This is a genomic window from Halorientalis brevis, assembly GCF_023077655.1.
On the sequence record NZ_JALLGV010000003.1, the window covers coordinates 494754 to 515944 of the forward strand.

At 65.6% G+C, this 21191-nt stretch carries 18 protein-coding genes; 9 read left to right on the forward strand and 9 right to left on the reverse strand.

Going from position 1 to position 21191, the window contains the following annotated elements:
• Positions 1 to 32 precede the first annotated feature (32 nt).
• Positions 33 to 2360 (reverse strand): amino acid permease, encoded by a 2328-nt coding sequence (locus tag MU553_RS07990; protein ID WP_247377483.1) that lies wholly within the window; start codon positions 2358 to 2360, stop codon positions 33 to 35.
• Positions 2357 to 2779, reverse strand: coding sequence for a universal stress protein (locus MU553_RS07995; RefSeq protein WP_247377485.1), 423 nt, complete (start codon positions 2777 to 2779; stop codon positions 2357 to 2359). Before MU553_RS07995 ends, MU553_RS07990 begins: the two co-directional genes overlap by 4 nt.
• Before the next feature lie 217 nt (positions 2780 to 2996).
• Between MU553_RS07995 and trkA the strand changes: the two genes are divergently transcribed.
• From trkA to MU553_RS08010, 3 genes are read left to right on the forward strand one after another with little or no spacing between them, the layout of a single operon-like run.
• Positions 2997 to 4328 (forward strand): Trk system potassium transporter TrkA, encoded by a 1332-nt coding sequence (trkA, locus tag MU553_RS08000; protein WP_247377487.1) that lies wholly within the window; start codon positions 2997 to 2999, stop codon positions 4326 to 4328.
• Positions 4329 to 4330: 2 nt separating this feature from the next.
• Positions 4331 to 5881 (forward strand): TrkH family potassium uptake protein, encoded by a 1551-nt coding sequence (locus tag MU553_RS08005; protein ID WP_247377489.1) that lies wholly within the window; start codon positions 4331 to 4333, stop codon positions 5879 to 5881.
• Between the two features lie 58 nt (positions 5882 to 5939).
• Positions 5940 to 8327, forward strand: coding sequence for an amino acid permease (locus tag MU553_RS08010; protein WP_247377491.1), 2388 nt, complete (start codon positions 5940 to 5942; stop codon positions 8325 to 8327).
• A gap of 53 nt (positions 8328 to 8380) precedes the next feature.
• Here MU553_RS08010 and MU553_RS08015 read toward each other — a convergent pair whose 3' ends face one another.
• Complete coding sequence (locus MU553_RS08015; protein ID WP_247377493.1) at positions 8381 to 10072, reverse strand: potassium transporter TrkG; 1692 nt, start codon at positions 10070 to 10072, stop codon at positions 8381 to 8383.
• A gap of 1 nt (position 10073) precedes the next feature.
• The gene (locus MU553_RS08020; protein WP_247377496.1) at positions 10074 to 10757 is read right to left on the reverse strand and encodes a potassium channel family protein; all 684 of its coding nucleotides are present in this window, start codon (positions 10755 to 10757) and stop codon (positions 10074 to 10076) included.
• Between the two features lie 93 nt (positions 10758 to 10850).
• On the opposite strand from MU553_RS08020, the gene MU553_RS08025 reads away from it, so the two are divergent.
• Positions 10851 to 11078 (forward strand): DUF7860 family protein, encoded by a 228-nt coding sequence (locus MU553_RS08025; RefSeq protein ID WP_247377498.1) that lies wholly within the window; start codon positions 10851 to 10853, stop codon positions 11076 to 11078.
• On the opposite strand, the gene MU553_RS08030 is transcribed toward MU553_RS08025, so the two are convergent.
• On the reverse strand, positions 11079 to 11456 hold the full coding sequence (locus tag MU553_RS08030; protein WP_247377500.1) for a DUF7975 family protein: 378 nt from the start codon (positions 11454 to 11456) through the stop codon (positions 11079 to 11081). It lies immediately after the preceding gene.
• A gap of 64 nt (positions 11457 to 11520) precedes the next feature.
• Positions 11521 to 12030: a hypothetical protein gene (locus MU553_RS08035; protein WP_247377502.1), complete on the reverse strand. Its 510-nt coding sequence runs from the start codon at positions 12028 to 12030 to the stop codon at positions 11521 to 11523.
• 168 nt (positions 12031 to 12198) lie between these two features.
• Between MU553_RS08035 and MU553_RS08040 the strand changes: the two genes are divergently transcribed.
• The 3 genes from MU553_RS08040 (at position 12199) to MU553_RS08050 (ending at position 15788) form a co-directional block, all read left to right on the forward strand.
• On the forward strand, positions 12199 to 13386 hold the full coding sequence (locus MU553_RS08040; RefSeq protein ID WP_247377503.1) for a redox-regulated ATPase YchF: 1188 nt from the start codon (positions 12199 to 12201) through the stop codon (positions 13384 to 13386).
• 76 nt (positions 13387 to 13462) lie between these two features.
• Positions 13463 to 14710, forward strand: a complete 1248-nt coding sequence (locus MU553_RS08045; RefSeq protein WP_247377505.1) for an MFS transporter — start codon at positions 13463 to 13465, stop codon at positions 14708 to 14710.
• Positions 14711 to 14765: 55 nt separating this feature from the next.
• Positions 14766 to 15788: a deoxyhypusine synthase gene (locus tag MU553_RS08050; RefSeq protein ID WP_247377507.1), complete on the forward strand. Its 1023-nt coding sequence runs from the start codon at positions 14766 to 14768 to the stop codon at positions 15786 to 15788.
• 29 nt (positions 15789 to 15817) lie between these two features.
• On the opposite strand, the gene MU553_RS08055 is transcribed toward MU553_RS08050, so the two are convergent.
• The 3 genes from MU553_RS08055 to MU553_RS08065 are packed head-to-tail and all read right to left on the reverse strand — an operon-like array spanning position 15818 to position 19177.
• Positions 15818 to 16825, reverse strand: a complete 1008-nt coding sequence (locus MU553_RS08055; RefSeq protein ID WP_247377509.1) for an AI-2E family transporter — start codon at positions 16823 to 16825, stop codon at positions 15818 to 15820.
• A gap of 60 nt (positions 16826 to 16885) precedes the next feature.
• Positions 16886 to 18070, reverse strand: coding sequence for an AI-2E family transporter (locus MU553_RS08060; protein ID WP_247377511.1), 1185 nt, complete (start codon positions 18068 to 18070; stop codon positions 16886 to 16888).
• 54 nt (positions 18071 to 18124) lie between these two features.
• The gene (locus MU553_RS08065) at positions 18125 to 19177 is read right to left on the reverse strand and encodes an NAD(P)-dependent alcohol dehydrogenase (protein ID WP_247377514.1); all 1053 of its coding nucleotides are present in this window, start codon (positions 19175 to 19177) and stop codon (positions 18125 to 18127) included.
• A gap of 274 nt (positions 19178 to 19451) precedes the next feature.
• Between MU553_RS08065 and MU553_RS08070 the strand changes: the two genes are divergently transcribed.
• Both MU553_RS08070 and MU553_RS08075 read left to right on the forward strand, forming a co-directional pair.
• Positions 19452 to 20450 carry a CDP-glycerol glycerophosphotransferase family protein gene (locus MU553_RS08070; RefSeq protein WP_247377515.1) on the forward strand — a complete coding sequence of 333 codons (999 nt, stop codon included), beginning with the start codon at positions 19452 to 19454 and terminating at the stop codon, positions 20448 to 20450.
• Entirely contained in the window at positions 20438 to 21127 is a 690-nt protein-coding gene (locus MU553_RS08075) for an NTP transferase domain-containing protein (protein WP_247377517.1), read from the forward strand. Before MU553_RS08070 ends, MU553_RS08075 begins: the two co-directional genes overlap by 13 nt.
• Positions 21128 to 21191: the final 64 nt, after the last annotated feature.

Below are 21191 nucleotides of genomic sequence, written 5' to 3' on the forward strand. Positions count from 1 at the left end.
GACCGTAGCAAACAGCGACTGCGCGCGACTGGTCACCCGATCAGCCGTTCGAGCAGCGACCGATTGCGTTTCTTCTCGGCGAGCAGCACCGAACACTCGACGTCGTCGATCACGTCGAGGACGAGCGCACCGCGGACGAGTCGCGAGAGCAGCCCTTCCTCGGTCGCGCCGATGATGAGCAGGGAGGCGTCTTCGGCGGCGGTTTCGATCGCCGTCTCGACGTCGCCGGTCTCGACGCGCAGCCGGGCGTCGCCGATACTGTGGTCGGCCGCCCACTGGCTGAGGAACGTCTCGCCTTCCGCCTGGTCGTCGGCGACGTGCAGGAGCGTGACCTCGCTGTCGAACTCGGCCTGGAGCGTCTTGGCGATGGCCGCGCTCAGGTCCGAGTCCGGACCGCCGGCCGTCGGGACGAGGATGTTCGAGGCGTCGAAGCCGCGGTCCTTCAGCACGAGGAAATCGCAGGGGAGGTCGTGTGCGAGTTCGTCGATGGCGGACTCGGCGCGGCCGGGCGACCCGTGGGCGTCGGGACCCCATCCCATGACGACGAGGTCGGCGTCGTGGGTCCGGGCGGCACTGAAGATCTCCTCGAACGAGCGGTGCGAAACGATGGTCTGGGTCTCGACCGGCACGTCGAACGTTTCGGCGTCGTCCTTGGCGGCTGCCAGCAGTTCTTCGGACTGGCCGTCGATCTCGTCGACGTGTTCGGCACCGTACGCCAGCGACGTCTGGTCGGGGACGGTGACGATGTGGGTTGCGAGGACGCTCCCGTTCCGCTCTTTGGCTACGGCACTGGCGAGCGTGATCAGTTCTTTCTCGTTTTCGGGATTCGCCAGCGGGACCATCACGCGGTACGTTCCCCCGTCGGGTTCGACGCCGCTGGCGGCTGCGACGGCCGAATCGGGCATCGTTTCGGAGCGCTCCTGGATGTACTCGCCGAGGATGCCCTGTTTCTCCGCGCGCGAGCGGGCGTACACGAAGTACCACAAGATGGCCGCGCCGACGAGTGCGAACCCGAGCTGGAGGATCGTCGCGTCGATGAAGTAGATCAGGGCAAACGAGGAAATCGCGCCCAGAATGGGGGTGATCGGGTACAGGGGCACCCGGTAGTCTGGTTCGTACTCGCTCGGATCGGCCGTCCGCATCACGATGAGTGCGATATTGAGCAGCCCGTAGATGACCAGGTGCAGGAAACTCGCCGTGCTGGACAGCGAGACGATGGCGTTCCCGCCGATGGCGTTCGCCGCCAGGATGAAAAACAGGATGAGCCCGCCGGTCACCGCGATCGATCGGTACGGCGTCGCGAATCGGGGGTGAATGTTGTTCAGCGCCGGCGTGATGAGCCTGTCGCGGCCCATGGCGAAGTTGATCCGTGAGGACGCGAGGATCGACGCGTTCGCGGAGGACGCCGTCGCCAGCAGTCCGCCGAACAGCATCGAGACGGCACCGATCGGTCCCAGAAGCTCGCTGGCGGCCGAAACGACGACGATGTTCCCGGCAGCCTGTTCAGCCGCGATAAAGCCCTGCTCGACGGCGGCACTCATCGCGACCAGCACGAGCGCGTAGATGGCAGTCACGAGGACGACGCTCCCGATGACCGCCCGGGGAAGGTTCTTCCCGGGGTTTTTGATCTCCTCGGCGACGCTCGTGATCTGGACGAAGCCGAGATACGAGACGAAGATGATCCCGGTCGTCACCATCATCGGCCCGTACCCCTTGGCCGTCGGCAGGTTCGCCGGATCGGCCCGGAGCGCGCCGGCGATGGTGAAGACGGTCAGGATCGCCACCAGGATGACGACGATGACGTTCTGGAGCCGGCCGGTCTCTTTCGCGCCGACGTAGTTGACGGTGATGAAGAACGCACCACCGACGAGGGCCAGCAGCGTCACTGCGTCCATCGCGATGGGGCCGAGGCCGATCGTCTCACCGATGCTCACGATGGTGGCGCCGAGGCCGACCTGCTCTCCGAGGCCGACGACGACAGCGCCGAACCTGATCGTGTCGCCGAGACCGACGATGTCCTGGATGTACTCGCCGAAGCCGACCATGTAGAATGCCGAAGCGAAGGCCAGCCCGAGCCAGTTCGCCCAGCCGGCGATCGAGCCGAACAGGGGGCCGAGCGCGTGGTTGACGTAGTAGTAGGCGCCGCCGGATTTCGGCATGGCGGTCCCGAGTTCGCTGGCCGACAGCGCGGTCAACAGCGCAATCCCGCCGCCGATGAGGAAGGCGATGATGGCGAACGAGCCGGATTTCTGGATGGCGTCGCCGGGCAGCACGAAGATTCCGGCACCGATCATCGTCCCGACGCCGATGGTCAGCGCCGCGAGCGGGCCCAGGTCCTTGGCGAGTTCCTCGTCGCTCATTCCGTATCACCGTCGGGCAGGACGACGACCGGTCGGTCTCGCTTGGTGATGAGGTCGAGTGCGACGTCGCCAGTCAGCAGACGCATCCATCGACTGCCGCCCCGCGGCGTGAAGACGACACTCGTCGCGTTCTCCTCGTCGGCGGCCGCGAAGATCGTCTCGGCCACGTCGGTCCCGTAGTCGATGCGGGTGTCGACGTCGACGGCGTCGTCTAACTCCTCGTGGACGATCTCGAAGATACGTTCGGCTTCCTCCTCGCGTTGCTCGACGGAGGCCTTGTCCGGTGCTCCGCCAGCCTTCTCGACGACGTGGACGGCGACGACGTGCTCGCCGACGTACGGGGCGAGTGCGCGGGCAGTGGAACGGGCGTCGTCGCGGCTGGCGACGGGGAGCAGCACGCGCTCGAACAGGTCAGACATGTGTAGAGACGTATCCGTGTCCGGTCGCTTCGGCCAGTGTTCCGAATCCAGCGACGGCGTGACGATTCATATCCGTCGGTGAGTCCGGACTGAACTTAAGTTCTCGTACATGTCTTCACACAGGTCTGGGTGCAATCGCCGGTCCGCCCGAAGGGAAATTCACTTACCCACCCCGACAGAACCACCGCGATATGAATCCTGTGCCGGGTGATCGTCCGTGCGCGTAATTATCGTCGGTGCAGGCCAGGTCGGGTCGACCATCGCGGCGAGTCTTGCCGACAGTCACGAAGTCGTGGTCGTCGACATCGATCCCGACCGCGTGGAATCGCTGACCTACGCGATCGACGTCCTCGCCGTCGAAGGCGACGGTGCTTCCGTGGATACGCTCAAAGAAGCGGGCATTGAGAAGGCGGACCTGCTCATCGCCAGTACTGACGACGACGAGACGAACATCGTCACCTGCGGGACGGCAAAGACCGTCGGTGATGCCTTTACGATCGCCCGCGTCAAGAGTACGAAGTTCCTGAACACGTGGCAACAGGCCGAAGGTGCCTTCGGCGTCGACCACATGGTCGGCACGAACCTCCTGACCGCGCAGACGGTCGTTCGCGTCATCGGACTCCCGGCCGCCCGAGACGCCGATACGTTCGCGCAGGGAGTCGTCCAGATGGCCGAGTTCACCATCGCGCCCGACAGCCCGGTCGCCAACCAGACGGTGCAAGAGGCTGATCGGTTCGAATCGCTGACGTTCGCGGCCCTGCTCGGCGACGACGAAGTCGTCATCCCTCGCGGTGAGACGGTCATCGAACCGAACAGTGAGGTCGTCGTCATCGGGAGTCCCGAGAGCGTCCGTCAGTTCGGCACTGCTGTCGCGCCTGATGCGGAGGCCGTTACCGACGTGCTCATCGACGGCGGTAGTGACATCGGCTATCACATCGCCCGCCTGCTCGAAGACCAGGGGCTCAAGCCACGCTTGATCGAACAGGACCCGAAACGGGCACGGGAACTCGCCGAGCAGCTCCCGGGGACGACCGTCATGGAGAGCGATGCGACCGACCGTGAGTTCCTCGAACGCGAGCACGTCGACGACGTGGACGTGGTCGTCTCCGCACTGGACAACGACGAAAAGAGCCTGTTGTCCGGACTGCTGGCGAAGCGACTCGGGGCGAACCGCGCAATTTCGGTGGTCGACAACGGTGCGTACGTCGATCTGTTCGAGGAGGTCGGCGTCGACGTCGCGGTCAACCCGCGCGAGGCGACGGCAGAGGAGATCACGCGGTTCACTCGCGAACAGCACGCCGAGAACGTCGCACTCATCGAGTCCGATCGCGCCGAGGTCATGGAGATCGAAGTCGACGGCGAGAGCGTCCTCTCGGGGAAACCGATCCGTGAGTCCGTCGGCGACCTCCCCGACGGCGTCGTGATCGGCGCGATTACGCGGAACGGTGAATTCGTGAAACCACGCGGTGACACTGTCATCGAGGTCGACGACCACGTCGTCGTGTTCGTCGACGCCGACGCGATCGAGGAGGCGACGCCGAAACTGTGACGATGCATCTCCGTGTCGACTGGCGGGCGGCGACGAGTCTCGTCGGCACCGTCATCAAGTACCTCTCGGTCGCACTCCTCCTCCCGCTCGTCACGGCACTCGTTTACCGGGAAGGAGTCGTCGCCTTCGGCATCTCCATCGGGGCCGTCGTCGTGATCGGATACTTCCTCGAACGGCTTGACCCCGACCCCGACCTGGGCGCCCGCGAGGGCTTCCTCATGGTTGCGCTCACGTGGCTGCTCGTGCCGATCATCGCGACGCTTCCGTACCTGCTGTCGGGGTACCTCGGTGAGGACCCCTCGACCCTTAGCTATCCGGTCAACGCGCTGTTCGAGACGATGTCCGGGTTCACGACCACCGGCGCGACCGTCATGGGCGACATCTCGCTGGAGCGCCACTCCCACGCCTTGTTGCTGTGGCGGCAACTCACTCAGTGGCTCGGCGGCATGGGAATCGTCGTTCTCGCCGTCGCCATTCTGCCGGAACTCTCGGTCGGTGGCGCACAGCTCATGGACGCGGAAGCGCCGGGTCCGGGCATCGAGAAGCTGACGCCCCGGATCGCCGAGACGGCGCGGGCGCTCTGGCTTGCGTATGCTGGGTTCACCGTCCTGCAGTTCCTGCTCCTGTACGGTCTCCACCTCGCGGGACTGGCCCCGAACATGGGACTGTACAACGCCATCGCACACCCGTTCACGACGATGCCGACCGGGGGGTTCTCCCCGGAGGCCCGGAGTATCGAGGCGTTCTCGGCGGCCGTTCAGTGGGTCATCATCCCGTTTATGATCGTCGCAGGGACGAACTTCGCGCTGTTCTGGCGAGCGCTCACCGGCGAGCCCGGCGTGCTGTTCGAGGACAGCGAGTTCCGGTTCTACCTGGGCATCATGGGTTCGCTGAGTGCCGTCGGCGCCGTCCTGTTGTTCACCGGTGCAGGACTGGCGATGGTCCCGGAGCTGATCCCGCCGATCGTCAGTGAGTGGGAGCCGGCGCTCCGGCACGCCACGTTCCAGGTCGTCTCGATCGTGACGACGACCGGCTACGCGAGCATGGACTTCAACACCTGGAGCGGCGTGACCCAGTACCTGCTGCTGTTCGGGATGTTCATCGGCGGTTCTGCCGGATCGACCGGCGGTGCCATCAAGATCGTCCGGTGGCTGGTCATCATCAAGTCCATCCGGCGGGAACTGTTCACGACGGTCCACCCGGAAGCCGTTCGACCAGTTCGGCTCGGTGGCCGTGCGCTCGACGAGCAGGCGCTCCGCGGTATCTACGTGTTCACACTGCTGTACCTGGCAATCTTCCTCGTGGCGGTGGTCATCATCCTGATCGACGCTACTCGGGTTTCTGACTTCCACCTCACGGCGTTCGACGCGATGAGTGCGGTCGCGGCGACGCTTGGGAACGTCGGGCCGGGCTTCGGCGTGGTCGGCCCGATGAACTCCTATCTCGATTTTCCTCGGACCTCGAAGCTGTTCATGGTGTTTCTGATGTGGATCGGTCGCCTGGAGATCATCCCGGTGCTAGTCTTGCTGACAAGTGCCTACTGGCGGTCCTGACACGGCTACGACGAGCTGCGGCCGACCACTTTTGCGTGTGCGTGGCGTGTGCTAGCTAATGGTCGAGCACACGCGAACACTGGGATTCAAGATCGCCTTTGCAATCGGCCTCGGAACGATGATCGCGGCGGGCATCTTTTCCCTGTCTGGCACTGCCGTGGCAGAGATCGGTAGCAGCGCCGTCATCGCGTTCGTCATCGCGGCCGTCGTCGCCGGCATCACAGCGGCCTCCTACTCCGAGTTCGCCTCGATCTACTCGGAGAACGGTGGTGGGTACCTCTTCTCGTCGCGAACCTTCGAACACGAGACGCTGGTGTACACCATCGGCGCCATGCTGTTCCTGGGGTACACCGGCACGACGGCCTTCTACCTGGCCACGATGGACGAGTGGTTCTTCCGGTTTATCGTCCCTGAGTCGCTCCACTGGCTTCCACACGGCACGACAGGTATCCTGGCCGTCCTCCTCCTCGGGTGGCTGAACGCGAGAGGCACCGAGGAGAGCGGGACCTTCCAACTGCTCGTCACGGGGGCGAAAGTGGCTGTCCTGATCGCGTTCGTCGGCGGCGCGTTCGCGTTCGAGGGGCCGACCACGGCCGTCGGGACCTTCGCCGGTGGGTTCTCCACTGACGCGGTCGGCATCGTCACCATCGCCGCGCTGGCGTTCATCACCTTCTTCGGCTTCTCGGCGATCGCCGCCAGCGCCGGCGAGATCATCGAACCCCGCAAGACCGTCCCGCGAGCCATCGCCGCCAGCATTCTCACCGTGACGGTCCTCTACGCGTTCGTCATCATCGCCATGGTGAACTCGCCGATTCCCGCGGAGATCATCGCCCAGGAAGGCGAGACGGCGATGGGTCGGGTCGCGTCGGCGTTCCTGGGACCGATCGGCCAGTCGCTCATCGTCGCCGGTGCCATCTTCAGCATGGTCAGCGCATCGAATGCGAGCATCCTCGCAGCTACGGGTATCGGGTCGCTGATGGGCCGACAGGGCCAGGCACCCCGGCCGTTCTCCCGCATCCACCGCCGCTACAACACGCCATACTGGAGCGTCACGGCGGCGACCGGCACGATCGTCGTTCTCATCCTGCTGTTCATCGGTGTGTTTCCAGCCGAGGGTGGCGGACTGGTTCCGTTCGATCTGACCGTCCCGTTCCCGCTGTTCGGCGCGCTCACGCTGACCGACCTGGGACTGACGGTGCTCACCGGGTTCGCGACGCTCAACCTCCTGCTCCCGCTGTCACTAGTCAACGTGGCACTCATTTATTCCCGGAGGCGGTATCCGGACATTGAACGGGGATTCCGGGTGCCTGGCGTCCCGTACGTTCCCGTCCTGGGCATCCTGGCCAACGTTGCGCTCATCTACAACTTGCCAGTGAAAGGCGTCATCGTGGGTCTGGTAGTCAACGCCGTCGTCCTCCTCGGATATCTGGTCTGGGGCGGCGCGCCGAACGTAGACGAACTGTTCGAGGAAGTCGTGGCACCGTCACAGCCGGGTGCCGGCCGGGAGACCCAACCGACGGGAGCCGAGCCGGAAACCGAAGATCGCTATCGGATTCTCGTTGCCGTTGCTCGACCGGAGCGTGCCCAACACTATACTCAACTGGCCGCCCTCCTGGGGAATTTGCAGGCCGACGACCCGATCGTACAGGTCTTGAACGTGACGCGGGTTCCCGAACAAACGCCCTTCGAGGCGGTGACGGAGACCGCCGTGGGGCGCACTCGTCGGATTGAAGAACTGCTCGCCGACGTCGACGTCGACGCCGAGTACACAGTGGAAGGCCACACCTGCCAGGACGTCGCGTTCGACATCGTCCAGACTGCTCGAAACACCGACGCCGACCAGATTCTGATGGGGTATCCCGAAGAACACACCGACGTCGCAGAGCAAGTCGAGTACAAAACACCGTGTCCCGTCATGTTTGTCGACGGGTTCACCGACCCGACAAACATCGACGTCGTCAACGTCGGTGCCGGCGGCGGTCCGCATCATCAGGCTGCCCTCCCACTCGTCGAGCGTCTCGGCCTGAGTGGCGTCGAAATAAACGTCATTAACGTCACGCCCCAGGGTGGCGGGGGACGAGCGGAGACGTCGGACGAGACGCTGGCTGCACTGTCCGACGCACCAACGGTCAACGTTCAGAACGTCACTGCGACGACCGTCGCGCAGGGACTGGTCGATACTGCCGTCGAAAACGGTGGGATTCTCCTCATCGGTGCCACACGGACGCGGCGACTCCGCAAGTGGGTATTCGGCAGCACGCCTGATCGCGTGATCGATCTGGCCGATGGGGCCGGTGTCCCAGTAATCGTCTTCGCCGGACCGCGCGGTGTTCACGGTCCTGTCGAGGACTACGTGTATCCCATCTATCGGTCTCTCACCGGCCGGTCGCGTACGACTGACGATTCTGAGGAGCCGACGACTGCCATCCCAGAGGCCGAACAGTAGTTCCGCTTCGGCGGGCTTCTCCGACGCTCAGGTCTCGCTTGGAGACACTCGGATCAGGGTTCCAGCCCGTAGATCGCTGACCGAACGAAGACGAGCACCGGAATGATCTCCAGGCGACCGATCCACATGTTGAGCGTGAACATCGCTTCGGCGAGCGGGTGCATCGTCGGGCCGGTGATGCCCGAGGAGAGGCCGACGTTGCCCTGGGCGCTGGCGACCTCGAACAGCGCGTCGGCGTAGCCGAAGCCTGGCGCGACGTTGGCAAGCACGATACTGCTCGCGATGAGGAGGAGTATCCACAGAATCGTGACGATCGCCGCTTCGCTGAACTCCCGTTCCATCTCCTCGCGGTCGAGCGTGCGGTCCCCGAGGCGGGCGGTGATGACGGCGTTCTTCGGCAGGAACACGCGCGAGAACTGCCAGATGATCCCCCGGGCGATGGTGTACCCGCGGATGATCTTGATGCCGCCGACGGTCGACCCAGCGGCACCGCCGAGCGTCATCGCACCGACGAGCATCACTTTGCCGCCAGCGACCCAGCGACCGATCGGTGCCGACTGGAAGCCAGTACACGAGAGGGCGCTCACCCACTGGAACGTCGAGTCCCGGACCGCGTCGCTCTCCTGGGGACCCAGCACCTGAACCGACTGCGGGAGGAACGACTGGGTCGCGAAGGCGTCGCTGGCGACCGGGACTGACAGCGCGTTCTGGAGCGAGAGGCCGACGACGCCGAGCGCGAGCAGGACGAACAGCCACCGCGTCTGGAGGTCTTCGCGGAGTTCAGCGAACTGTCTGTCGTGAACGAGGAGGTAGTGAACGGGAAACGCGATGGCTCCCAGAATCATGATCGGGAGCAGAACCGTCTCGACCAGCGGCGAGTTGTAGGTCGCGATGGAGTTGTCCGTGACCGAGAACCCGCCCGTGGTCAGGCCGGTCATGGCGTGGTTGAGCGCCTGCCAGGCGGCCTCCCACAGCGGGAGCGACTGGGCGTACGCGCTGTCGCTCGCCAGGATCGCGCCGAACAGGAGCACGAACGACAATAGCGTGTACCCGACGACGAGTTTCCAGACCGTCCGCACCGTCGAGACGACGCTGGGATGGATCTTCTCCTCGCGGGCTTCGCTCCGATAGAGCGTGTAACTTCCGCTGCCCGGGCGGGAGAGGATCGAGACTGTGAGCACGATCACGCCGACGCCGCCGACCCACTGGATGAACGAGCGCCACCACTGGATCGAGCGGGGGAGCGACGGCTCGTGAATCGCCATCGTCAGGCCGCTGCCGGTCCAGCCGCTCATGCTCTCGAAGAAGGCGTGCAGCGGGTCCCGGAAGTACGCGAGACTGGACAGCGTCGTCGTGCCGCCGACTTTGATCGGTTCCCACGCGCTCGTGTCCATGCCCGCGGGGACGAACGTGTCCATGACTGCTGGCGGGGTCAGCCAGGCCGTCAGAAAGAACGGGATGGCGCCGAAGGCGGCGGTCATGAACCACCCGCCGGCGGCGATGACCATCCCGTGTTTCATCCGGGGATTCGGCGCGTCCACGAACCCGCGATTGGCCAGTCCGCCGACGGACGCGGTCGCACCCGCCGCGAGGAAAAAAGCCATCGCGGCGTAGAACTCCCGGAACCCGAGGGCGATGGCTGCCGTGATGACCATCAGCCCGGCTTCCATCAACAGGAGCTTCCCGATGTCCCGGGCGATGATCCTGAGGTCGGTCGGGAGCAGGCCGTCGTTCCGTCGCGACATGTCAGCTATGGTCCTCGGTATGGCCGAAGACGTCCGTCACGCCGGGCGTCGCTCCCGTCGCCGAGTAAACCGTTAGCAGGTCGCCGGCGTCTATCCGAACGTTCCCGCGGGGCGTTATCGGCTCGCCCCGGCCGTTGCGCTCGATGGCGACGACCAGCGTCTCGCCCCCGACGAGCCCCTCTTCGTTGGCCTCCTGGAGCGTCTTCCCGACGATAGGTGCGTTCTCCTTGACGCTGATCTCGAACACTTCCGCCTCTTCACCGATGCGCATGAAGTCGACGATGGAGGGGCGCTTGACCGCCCGATACAGGTGCTCGGCGATGAGGCTTTGGGGGTTCTCCATCGTGTTCACGCCGATCTGTCGGAACAGGCTCATGTGCTCGGGATTGTGCACGACGGAGACGACTTCCGGCACGTCCAGTTCCTGTGCGAGCAAACAGACCATGATGTTCGTCGCGTCCTGGTCGGTCGTCGAGATGAGCGCGTCTGCCCGGTCGGAACCGGCGTCTTTCAGCGTCTCTTTGACCGTCGCGTCGTCGTTGATGACGAGACAGTCGTACTGTCTCGACGCTCGTTCGGCCCGCTCGGCATCGCGTTCGATGACGACGACTTCGTTGCCGCCGGCCGTCGCGATCTCGATGAGCGGCGTCCCGATGTCACCCGCCCCGACGATGACGATATACATCTGTCGCGGTGTTGAAAACCGACCGATGAAAACCTACCGTTCTCGGCGCACCTCCCAAAAAGGTTAAACGAACGGTCGTCCCGATACCCGATAATGGCACGCACACGATCGATCGACTATCCCACGTGGACCAAGCGCAGCTTCCTGATCGGCATCTCGCTGTTCGTGGCCGGCCTGCTGGCCGACGTGATCGGGAGCACGTACTTCGGCCCGCTTCCCGGGTGGGAACACACGCTCTTCGTCGACATGGAGTTCCTCGGCATCTTCGTCGCGCTCCTGGCGCCCATCGTCTTCGGTATCGTTCTGCCCCTGCTCGAATAGCTACGGTTCGACGATCGCCAGCGCGTAGCTCTCCTCGAAGTCGTAGACGTCCAGAAACAGCCGGTCGACGAAGTCCGCGGTGTGTTTCGGGTCCGCCAGCGCGGAAATGTGTATCTCGCCAGCGGGGGCTTTCCGGGTCGCCGGCTGGGCGATCTTGAACACGTGGAAGTCCGCGAGCAGCGCGTCCAACCGGTCGCGCTCGGCGTCGCCGACCTCGACGGTGATCTCGCGGTCGACGTACTCGACGACCGGCGACTCGTCGTCGGTTTCGGCACCGAAGTACACTGCCGATTGGCTGCCCGCCCGCCGATGAGCCGTGATGGCTTCGGCTAACTTCGCCCGACGTGTGGCGGCGTCTTCGCGCTCCGGACCTGCCATACCGGTACCTTCTCCGTCGACGGGCAAAAGCGCGATGCCACGCTCCTGTCTGCTTCCCGGGGTACTATAGGAGATACCACGCCAGCAGGACCAGGACGAGCACTTTCTTGACAAGGATGACGCCGATGATCGTCTGCTGTGTCGTCGCCGTCCGGAGCGCGCGGATGGCGCGGCGCGGCAGGTTCGGCAGTCGCGCGAGTTCCCGCGCCAGCAGGCGCAGTTCGGTCCTGAACGTCTCGGCCGCCGAGCCACTCCCCTCGACGTGGGCGGCGTGCGCCGACGGCACCCACTCGCCGCCGGTGTAGGTGACCTCGACGGTCTCGCCCTCGAGGAACTCGACCTGCTCGAACGCGAACCCTGCGGACTCGGCGAGCGATTCGAGCTGGAGGACGTCCCGGTCGTCGTTCAGCTCGTAGCGAAACCGGACCGCCTCGGCACGCCAGTCGAACCGGGCCGTGAGGACCACCGTCCGGGTCCCGACGGCGACGTCCGTCACCTGCGCCAGCTCCGTGTTCCCCTGTCGCTGGCGCTTTTTCGTCGTCAGGTGTTCGTACTCGCTGACGGGTTCGCTCATGCGAATACCTCGTCCCCGACCCAACATAAGTTTATTTCTGGCATAATAGTTTACAAAAATCGAACGAGCGTTTTCAGAACGCCCCTGTCTTGGGGCCTGTCTGTCACTCTCTCCCACTACTTATCAGGGTAGAAACCCTTTAGCGAATCGTTCGGCTATGTCGGTGCAATGAGTTACAAGATCGGGCTGGTCGGCAAACCCTCGGTGGGGAAGTCGACGTTTTTCAACGCTGCCACGATGAACGACGTGCCGGAGGGCGCCTACCCCTTCACGACGATCGATCCGAGCGTGGGCGAGGCCTACGTGCGAGTCGACTGCGCCGCGCCGGAGTTCGACCACACCTGCACGCCGAACCACGGCTACTGCGAGGAGGGGACGCGGTACGTTCCCGTCAAACTCGTCGACGTCGCTGGCCTCGTCCCGGGTGCCCACGAGGGCCGGGGACTGGGTAACCAGTTCCTCTCGGACCTGAACGAGACGGACGTGCTGGTCCACGTCGTCGACTTCTCGGGGACGACGGACATGGAGGGCGAAGCCACTGAAGGTCACGACCCCCGCGAGGACATCGACTTCCTGGAGAACGAACTCGACATGTGGTACCTCGACATCTTAGAGAAGGGGATCGAGCGCTACCGGTCGGGGTACGAAGGCGAAGAGAAGGAGATCGAGGTCGACCTCGCCGAGCAGATGAGCGCGTTCCGGACGAACAAAGACGAGATCAAGCAGGTCATCCTCTCGCTCGGACTCGACCTCGACCCGGAGACCTGGGACGAAGACGACCGGGAACGCCTGGCTCGCGAGATTCGCATCCGGACCAAGCCGATGATCGTCGCGGCCAACAAGATGGACACCCCCGAGGCACAGGAAAACTTCGAGGAGATCACCAGCGATCCCGAGTACGAGCACCTGACTGTCGTCCCCGTCTCTGCGCACGCCGAGAAGGCGCTCAAGCAGGCCGACGAGCAGGGCGCCGTCGAGTACCGTCCCGGCGCGAGCGAGTTCGACATCGTCGCCGACCTGAGCGACGAGCAGGCGGCCGGCCTCGAACAGATTCGGTCGTTCGTCACGGCGTTCGAGGGGACGGGCGTCCAGCAGGCCATCGAGACCGCGCTGTTCGAGGAGTTCGGGGCCATCGCCGTCTTCCCCGGCGCGGAGAGTCCCCAGGAGGACGGCACCTTCCTGCAGGACTGTTTCGTCCTCCCCGAGGGCGCGACCGCCGAGGAGTTCGCGTACTTCCTGCACACCGACATCGGCGACGGGTTCCTCCACGGGAAAGACGTTCGGTCGGGCCGCCAGATCGGCTCCGATCACGAACTCGACCACCGGGACGTCGTCGAGATCACGACGACGAACTGACTGCTCACTGCGATCGTGTGCGCTCACCGCCACGCCGACCCCAGTTTTACACGGCTTGCGGTCATTCTCTCGACAGATGAGTACCGCGGAAACTGACGAGTCCATCGCCGCCCGGGAATCGTCGAGCCGGAAGTACCGCGTCCTGATCGTCCTCGCGCTCGCCGAGTTGCTGGCGATGACGCTCTGGTTCTCGGCGTCGGCCGTCGGGCCGGAACTCGCCGCGGCGTGGGGCCTCTCGGGTGCCGAGACCGCGTGGCTGACGAACGCCGTGCAACTGGGCTTCGTCGTCGGCGCACTGCTTTCGGCGGTGTTTACGCTTTCGGACGCCGTTCCGCCGCGCCACCTCTTTGCCGTTTCCGCGGTCGTCGGTGCGGTCGCGACCGCCACCATCGCACTGGCGGTCTCGTCGTTCCTCCCGGCCGTCGTCCTGCGCTTTCTCACCGGCGTCGCGCTGGCCGGCGTCTATCCCCCCGGTATGAAGATCATGGCCGGCTGGTTCCGGGAGGGCCGCGGGTTCGCCATCGGGTCGCTCGTCGGCGCACTGACCGTCGGATCGGCCATGCCACACCTGCTCCGGGCGGTCGGCGGCGTCGGCCAGCCGCGACTGGTTCTCCTCGGTGCGGCAGGGCTGGCGGGGATCGGCGGCCTGCTCGTCCTCTCCGTGCGGCCGGGCCCGCACCAGGCTCCGGCAGCGCCGTTCGACCCGGGTGCGGTGCGCCGGATGGTCAGCGACCGGGGGACGATGCTGGCCAACCTCGGCTACTTCGGGCACATGTGGGAGCTGTACGCGGTCTGGACGTGGATTCCCGTCTACCTGGCCGCCAGCTTCGCGGCCAGCGGCGGCGAGTCGGCGGCCTTCGCCGCGCTCGTCGCGTTCGGGACCATCGCCGTCGGCGGCGCGGGGGCGCTCGTCGCGGGCATCTACGCCGATCGGATGGGGCGGACCACGATCACGAGCGCGAGCATGGTCGTCAGCGGGGCCGCGTGCGTCGGTGCCGGGTTCGTCTTCGGCGGCCCCGTCGTCGTCCTCGTGCCCTTCGTGCTCGTCTGGGGGTTCGCCGTCGTGGCCGACTCCGCGCAGTTCTCGGCGGCCGTCTCGGAACTCGCCGAGGACAGTTACGTCGGGTCGGCGCTGACCCTGCAGACGGCCATCGGCTACCTCCTGACGATCGGGTCGATCCAGCTGACGCCGGTCGTCGCCGAGGCCGTCGGGTGGCGCTGGGCCTTCGTCCCGCTGGTCGTCGGCCCCCTCGTCGGCACGGCCGCGATGCTGTACCTGCGGACGCTCCCCGAAGCGAGCGCGCTCGCTGGCGGGCAAGGGTGAGTCGCCGGGGTCTCGAACCGCGCCGTTGAAACCGCTCGGTCGCAATCCTCCTGCAATGACCGAGGACGACCACGAGTGGCAGCCACCGGAACGGGAGACCTTTTCGCACGATCCGATCGCCCACGCCGAGGCGCGCGCCGGCATGACCGTCGGCCAGCTCGCCGACGAGTACGGCGAGGCCGGCATCGGCGCGGCGGACCTCCACGAGGCCGTCGACATCTACGCCGAGATGTTGGACGACGACGTGACGAACTTCGTCGGCCTCGCCGGTGCGATGGTGCCCAGCGGCATGCGCCGCATCGTCGCCGACCTCATCCGCGACGGCCACGTCGACGCGCTCGTCACGACCGGCGCGAACCTCACCCACGACGCCATCGAGGCCATCGGCGGGAAACACCACCACGGGCAGGTCCACGCCGAGGGCAAGACCGAGCGCGAACACGACGAACAGTTGCGAGACGAGGAGGTCGACCGCATCTACAACGTGTATCTCCCCCAGGAGCACTTCGCGCTGTTCGAGGGCCACCTCCGCGACGAGGTGTTTCCGGCCGTCGAGGAGGAAGGCACCGTCAGCATCCAGCGACTGGTTGCGGAACTGGGCCGGGCCAACGGCGAGGTCAACGAACGGGCGGACGTCGAGGAAGGCCCGGGCATCGCCGCCGCGGCGTACGAACACGACGTGCCGGTCTACTGTCCGGCCATCCAGGACTCCGTGCTGGGGCTCCAGGCGTGGATGTACGGCCAGACGAGCGAGTTCTCGCTCGACGCGCTCGCGGACATGAACACCATCACCGATCAGGCGTTCGAGGCGGACGAAGCGGGCGCGCTGGTCGTCGGCGGCGGCGTCCCCAAGAACTTCGTCCTCCAGACGATGCTGGTCGCGCCCGACGCCTACGACTACGCAGTGCAGTTGACGATGGACCAGCCGTCCACCGGCGGCCTCTCGGGGGCGACGCTGGACGAAGCCCGCTCCTGGGGCAAACTGGAGAAGGCGGCACGGAACGCGTCCGTGTACGCCGACGCGACAATCACGCTGCCGCTGGTGGTCGCGGCCGCCCGCGAGCGCGTCGCCGAGTGAGGAGTCCGCAGTCGGTGACGGCCTGCGTGCTACGTTCCGGGGGGCGAGCGGTACTCGTCGCGGAACACGTCGAGGGTCGCGCGGAGTGCGCCGATGACGATCGGGCCGAAAAACAGGCCCATGATGCCCATGACGGTGATGCCGCCGACGAGCCCGAGGACGATGACGGCGGGGCTGACCTGGGCGTAGCGATCGACGACGATCGGCCGCAGGTAGTTGTCCGAGAGACCCACGATGACGCTCCCCCAGAACAGGAGAAACACCGCGGGGAGCAGCTGGTCGTTCGCGATCAGGAACAGGACCGCGGGGCCCCAGACCAGAAACGAGCCGACGATCGGGAGCAGCGAGAGAACCACCATCACGGCGGTCCAGAACAGGGCGCTGGGGATCCCGACGACGAAGAGACCGATCCCTGCGAGAACGCCCTGGACGACCGCCACGAACACGTGTCCGGCCAGCACCGCCCACATGATGTCGTCCAGCGCGGCGTAGAGTTCGTTCTGGACGTGGTCCGGGAGCGGGAGCGTTCGACGCAACCAGGCCATGAACGCGGTCCCGTCCTTGAGGAAATAATAGAGGAGAAACACCGTCAGCCCGAGTCCGACGAACAGGTGCGTCACGGCACCGAACGCACCGAGGAGGCTGCCGAACGCTTGAGTTCCCCCGTCGCTGAGGGCCGACTGGAGCGTTCCCGCGATATCGACCCGGAGCCCCGTGACGCCGTAGATCACCTGCTCTGCCTGCGCGAGCGTGATGTCCCCCTGTCTGACCTGTCGGACCAGGCTGAGCCCTTCAGAGACGACGACCTGCCCGACCACGACGAGCGGTATCAGCAACGCCAGCGTGGCCACGAGAACGAGCAGGCTCGCTGCAACTCGCGCGCCGATTCGCGGTGTGAGACGTCTCTGTGCCGGTTCGAGGAGGTAGGCGAGCAACACGGCGAGCAGGAAAAACTGGAGAAAGGGGGCGACGAACGCGACCGAGAGCCCCAACAGCACGAGTGCGAGCGCGATGAGCACGCCCCTGGTGATATCCATATCACTGGCGTCCACGGCGAGCAGGAAAAGAATCGAGCGAGGGGTTTCGACGCCGACAGGTCACGATTCCGACGCTGTCGTCTCAGTGTCGTCCGACTCGGCGCCGTCGTCGCCGGCGTCTTCTGCGGTGTGTTCGTCGGCGATGATGGGGTCTGATCCGATCGCGGGCGCGGCCGTCACCTGCGGGGTGAGCGGTCTGCCGTGAAGCAACTCGGTGAAGCCGATGCGGACGAGCTGGATGCCGAGCACCAGGAGGAGCGGGCCGAGAAACAGGCCGTACCAGCCAAAGAGGATCGGACCGAGGATGTACGCGAACAGGACGAGGCCGACGTGGGTCTTGCGCCCGGCGATGCGCGGCAGCAGCACCGCCATCGGGACGAGGTCGGCGAACACGAGACAGGCCACGAACAGACCGACCGGAAAGAGCAGCAACGAGGGGTCGGTCCGGGCCGCGACGACCCCGAGATACGCCGTGAGCGGGACGTAGACGAGCTTTCCCACGACGATCGGGACCATGCTCGCGACGCCGGTCAGCAGTGCGAGTGCCGTCGGGAACGGGACTGTCAGACCGGCTGGTGCGAGGAGGTTGAACCCGTGATAGAACACGAGGGTGATGGCGGCCACGACGGCCACCAACAGGACGTTGCCGAAGTAGATGGTTCCGAGGTCGCGGTCCACGGCAGTCGCGTACGCGTGTGCCGGCGCTCCCCGGTCGGCGACGCTCGATTCGAACCAGCCCCGGATGTTGTCGTCGTCACGCAGCAGGTAGAACGCGACCGTCACCGTGATGAACAGGTGGAGGAGGACGTCGGTCAGGAACAGGAGCACGCCGGTGCTGGCGGCGACGACGCTCTGGACGGGGCTGTCGCCGCCGGTCGCGACCTGCTCGGCACCGTCGATCGGATCGGTGAGGTCCGAGAGATCGACGTAGGACGTGATCGTCTCTTCGATCGGTGCGTCCTCCACGAACGTGACCAGTTCGCCGACGCCGACGACGGCGAGCGAGCCGACGATGACGAGCGTGGGGAGTGCCACGGCGAGGAGTGCGACGAGCGCGGCGATGCCGGGCGAGACGTGCCGCTGTAACCGGTGCTGGAGCGGCCTGAGCCCGTAGTAGAGAAAGACGCCGAAGACGAACGTGCCGACGAACGAGTAGAAGACGAACGCGAAGGCCGCTCCGAGCGCCAGCGTGAGCGCCCACCAGCCAGTTCGGTACCGGTCGGTCCCCGGCAGTACTGAGAGCATACCAGCATTCGATACCGCAGGTCAAAAAATAACCACGGTGAGGGCCGGCCATCGCTACGTGAAGTCGACGAGCGGCTTGATGATGCCGTCTTCCTTGCTCTCCATCAGCTCGAAGGCCTCGTCGACGGCCGCGAAGTCGAACTCGTGGGTCGTCATCGGCGTGGGGTCGACGCGCCCCTCGTCGAGGAGTCTGAGCAACCGCTGGAGCCGCAGGCGCCCGCCCGGACAGAGGCCGGTGACGATGTCTTTCTCGGCCATTCCGACGCCCCACTCGCTCCGGGGGATGTTCACGTACTCGCCCTGGCCGTGGTAGCCGACGTTCGAGATCGTGCCGCCGGGTTTCGTGACTGCGATACAGCTCTCGAAGGCGGCGTTGGCTCCCAGCGCTTCGATGGCGGCGTCGACGCCCTCGCCGTCGGTGAGCGCGGTGATGACCTCGACCGGGTCCTCCTCCTCGAAGTTCACCACGTCGTCGGCGCCGTACCGTCGCGCGAGCTCGATCCGCTCGGGGACGGCCTCGACGCCGATGATCCGCCCGGCGCCCTGCAACGCCGCGCCCTTGACGGCCATGAGGCCGACCGGTCCGAGCGCGAACACGGCGACCGTTCCACCCATCGGGATGTCTGCGTTTTCGGCGGCCATGAACCCGGTGCTCATCATGTCCGCGACGTAGGCTGCTTCCTCGTCCGAGACGCCCTGAGGGATGTGGGCAATGTTCGCGTCCGCCTCGTTGACGTGGAAGTACTCCGCGAACACTCCGTCTTTCTCGTTGGCGAACTTCCAGCCGCCGAGCGCGCCGCCGGACTGGGACGGGTGGCCGTTCTGGGCAGCAGCGGACCCCCAGTCGGGCGTGATCGCGCCGACGGCGACGCGGTCACCGGGCTCGAAGTCCGTGACCGCCGATCCGACGGCGTCGACCACGCCGACGGCCTCGTGGCCGAGCGTCAGGTTCTCGCGCTCGCCGATCGCGCCGTGGACGGTGTGGACGTCCGAGGTACACACCAGTCCCTTCGTCGGCCGGACGATGGCGTCGGTCGGTCCCGGCTCCGGCACGTCCTTCTCCGCGAAGCCGACTTCCTCGAGCTCTTCCATGACGAATGCCTTCATGTACCGTACCTCCCGCTGGGACTTCGGCCGGAACGCTGCTAAAACTAGCTGGTGATTCACGGTCATGGACGGGTGTCAGCCAGGGCCGTGGCTGAGGCTTGGTATACGGGCTTTTGTCACGTCCTGTCCGGGTTGTTACAGTTGTTTTCGAATACATTAGGCGATAAGATTAATGATTTGGCTGGTGTATGTACGCCACCTTTGTTGTATTGAGAGCTACGGAGTCGGTGCGAATCGCCAGCCAACCACCGCGGACGGATTTGATCGGGTCACCATGGTTACCATCCTCTACACGTTCGACCGACGTTTCATGCGGAAAACGTTCGTCGCGATCGACCGGTACGTCGACGCGTCATCGGCTGTGCTCCCCTTGCGGCCCGAGGCGGGCTGTCCGACCTCGATTCCCGTCGTCCAACGATCGATCGCGTCAGTCGAGGACCTCGACGCGGCCGTGTTCGACATCGACCCCGACGTCGTCGTCCAGAACCACCGCTTCGGGACGGAAGTGCTCGACGAGCGACCGGCGTTCCAGCGCGAGTATCCCCTCGTCCACGTGCGACACGGCGCGTCACTCGGACGGGGCGAAGCGCGAAACACGACGCGGGACCTCGGCGACGTCGTCGATCTCGCCCTCGCGCCCGGCGAGCAGTGGGCGCGACACTATCGCGAGGAGTTTCCGGACGACGTGGACGTGCGGGTCGTCGGCATCCCGGAAGCGGACGAACTGGTCAGCACGGACCCGCCCCGCGAGCGCCGAGTCCTCTACGCCCCGACGAACCACAACTACGGCGGCGGCAGCTATCTCCGGACGGCCACACAGGTGCTCGATACGTTCGCCGACTCCGAGTACGAGCTTCGATTCCGCCCCCATCCGATGGACCGCATCGAGGAACCGGGGCGCACGCTCACCGAAGCCTGCAAGGAGCGCATCGCGGACCTGCCGAACGTCACCTTCGACGACACCACCACGCCCCGCGAGAGCATGCTGTGGGCCGACCTGTTGATCTCTGACTGTTCGGGCATCATCACCGAGTGGCTCCACACCGGACGTCCGCTGCTCCAGGTGACCGACACGGAAGCCGACCTCGACGTACCCGTCGTCGGTATGGTCACCGAGGAGTTGTCGCTCGCGACTGTCGATCAACTGTACGAACACGGGTACCCGGCGAGCGTGGCACGGGAGCGCTCGACCACGCTGGCGGATCTCGGCGTCCCGATGGACGGTCGCGCTGGGAAACGAGCGGCAACGGAGGTGATGGCGTGCACGCAGTAATCCTCGCCGCCGGTGAGGGGAGCCGCCTCGGCTCTCACGCGTCGGACATCCCCAAGGCGTTCATCGATCTCGCCGGGCGAACGCTGTACGAGCGACAGAAACGCGTCCTCTCCGGGCGCGTCGACTCGATGACCGTCGTGCTCGGCTACGCCTACGAGAACGTGATCGACGAGATCACGGACGCGCGAACCATCGTCTTCGAGGACTGGGACGACTACGAGAACGCGGAATCGCTCCGTCGCGGCCTCGCCGGCGTGGACGACGACGTGCTCGTGTTGAACGGGGACGTCGTCGTGACCGAAGCGGCCGTCACGGCGCTCATCGACAGCCACTCGTCGACGACTGCGCGAAGCGTCGTCGGGTGCATTCCGGGCTACCAGGACGGGTCGACGGCGGTCCGGTGTGACGACCGGGGACTCGTCACCGAGTACGGGATGATTACCGGACACCGGCACGCCGGCCTCGGCGTCATCGACAGCACGCACGTCGATGCGGTCCGCGATCACCTGAGTCAGCATCGCACCGAGTGGTATCCCGTGCTGTATCCCACCGTCGAGACCGAAATGGTGCCGATTCCCGCAGACCATCACATCGAGATCAACTACCCGCGTGACCTCTTTGCAGCCCGCCGTAAGCTCCCCCTAGACGCCGCTGACGGGCTCGATCTCCAGACCTGAGACGTCCGTGGCTACCGGGATCGGTTTCACCCGGTCGAAACAGCGGGTTACTCGGACGAAACTC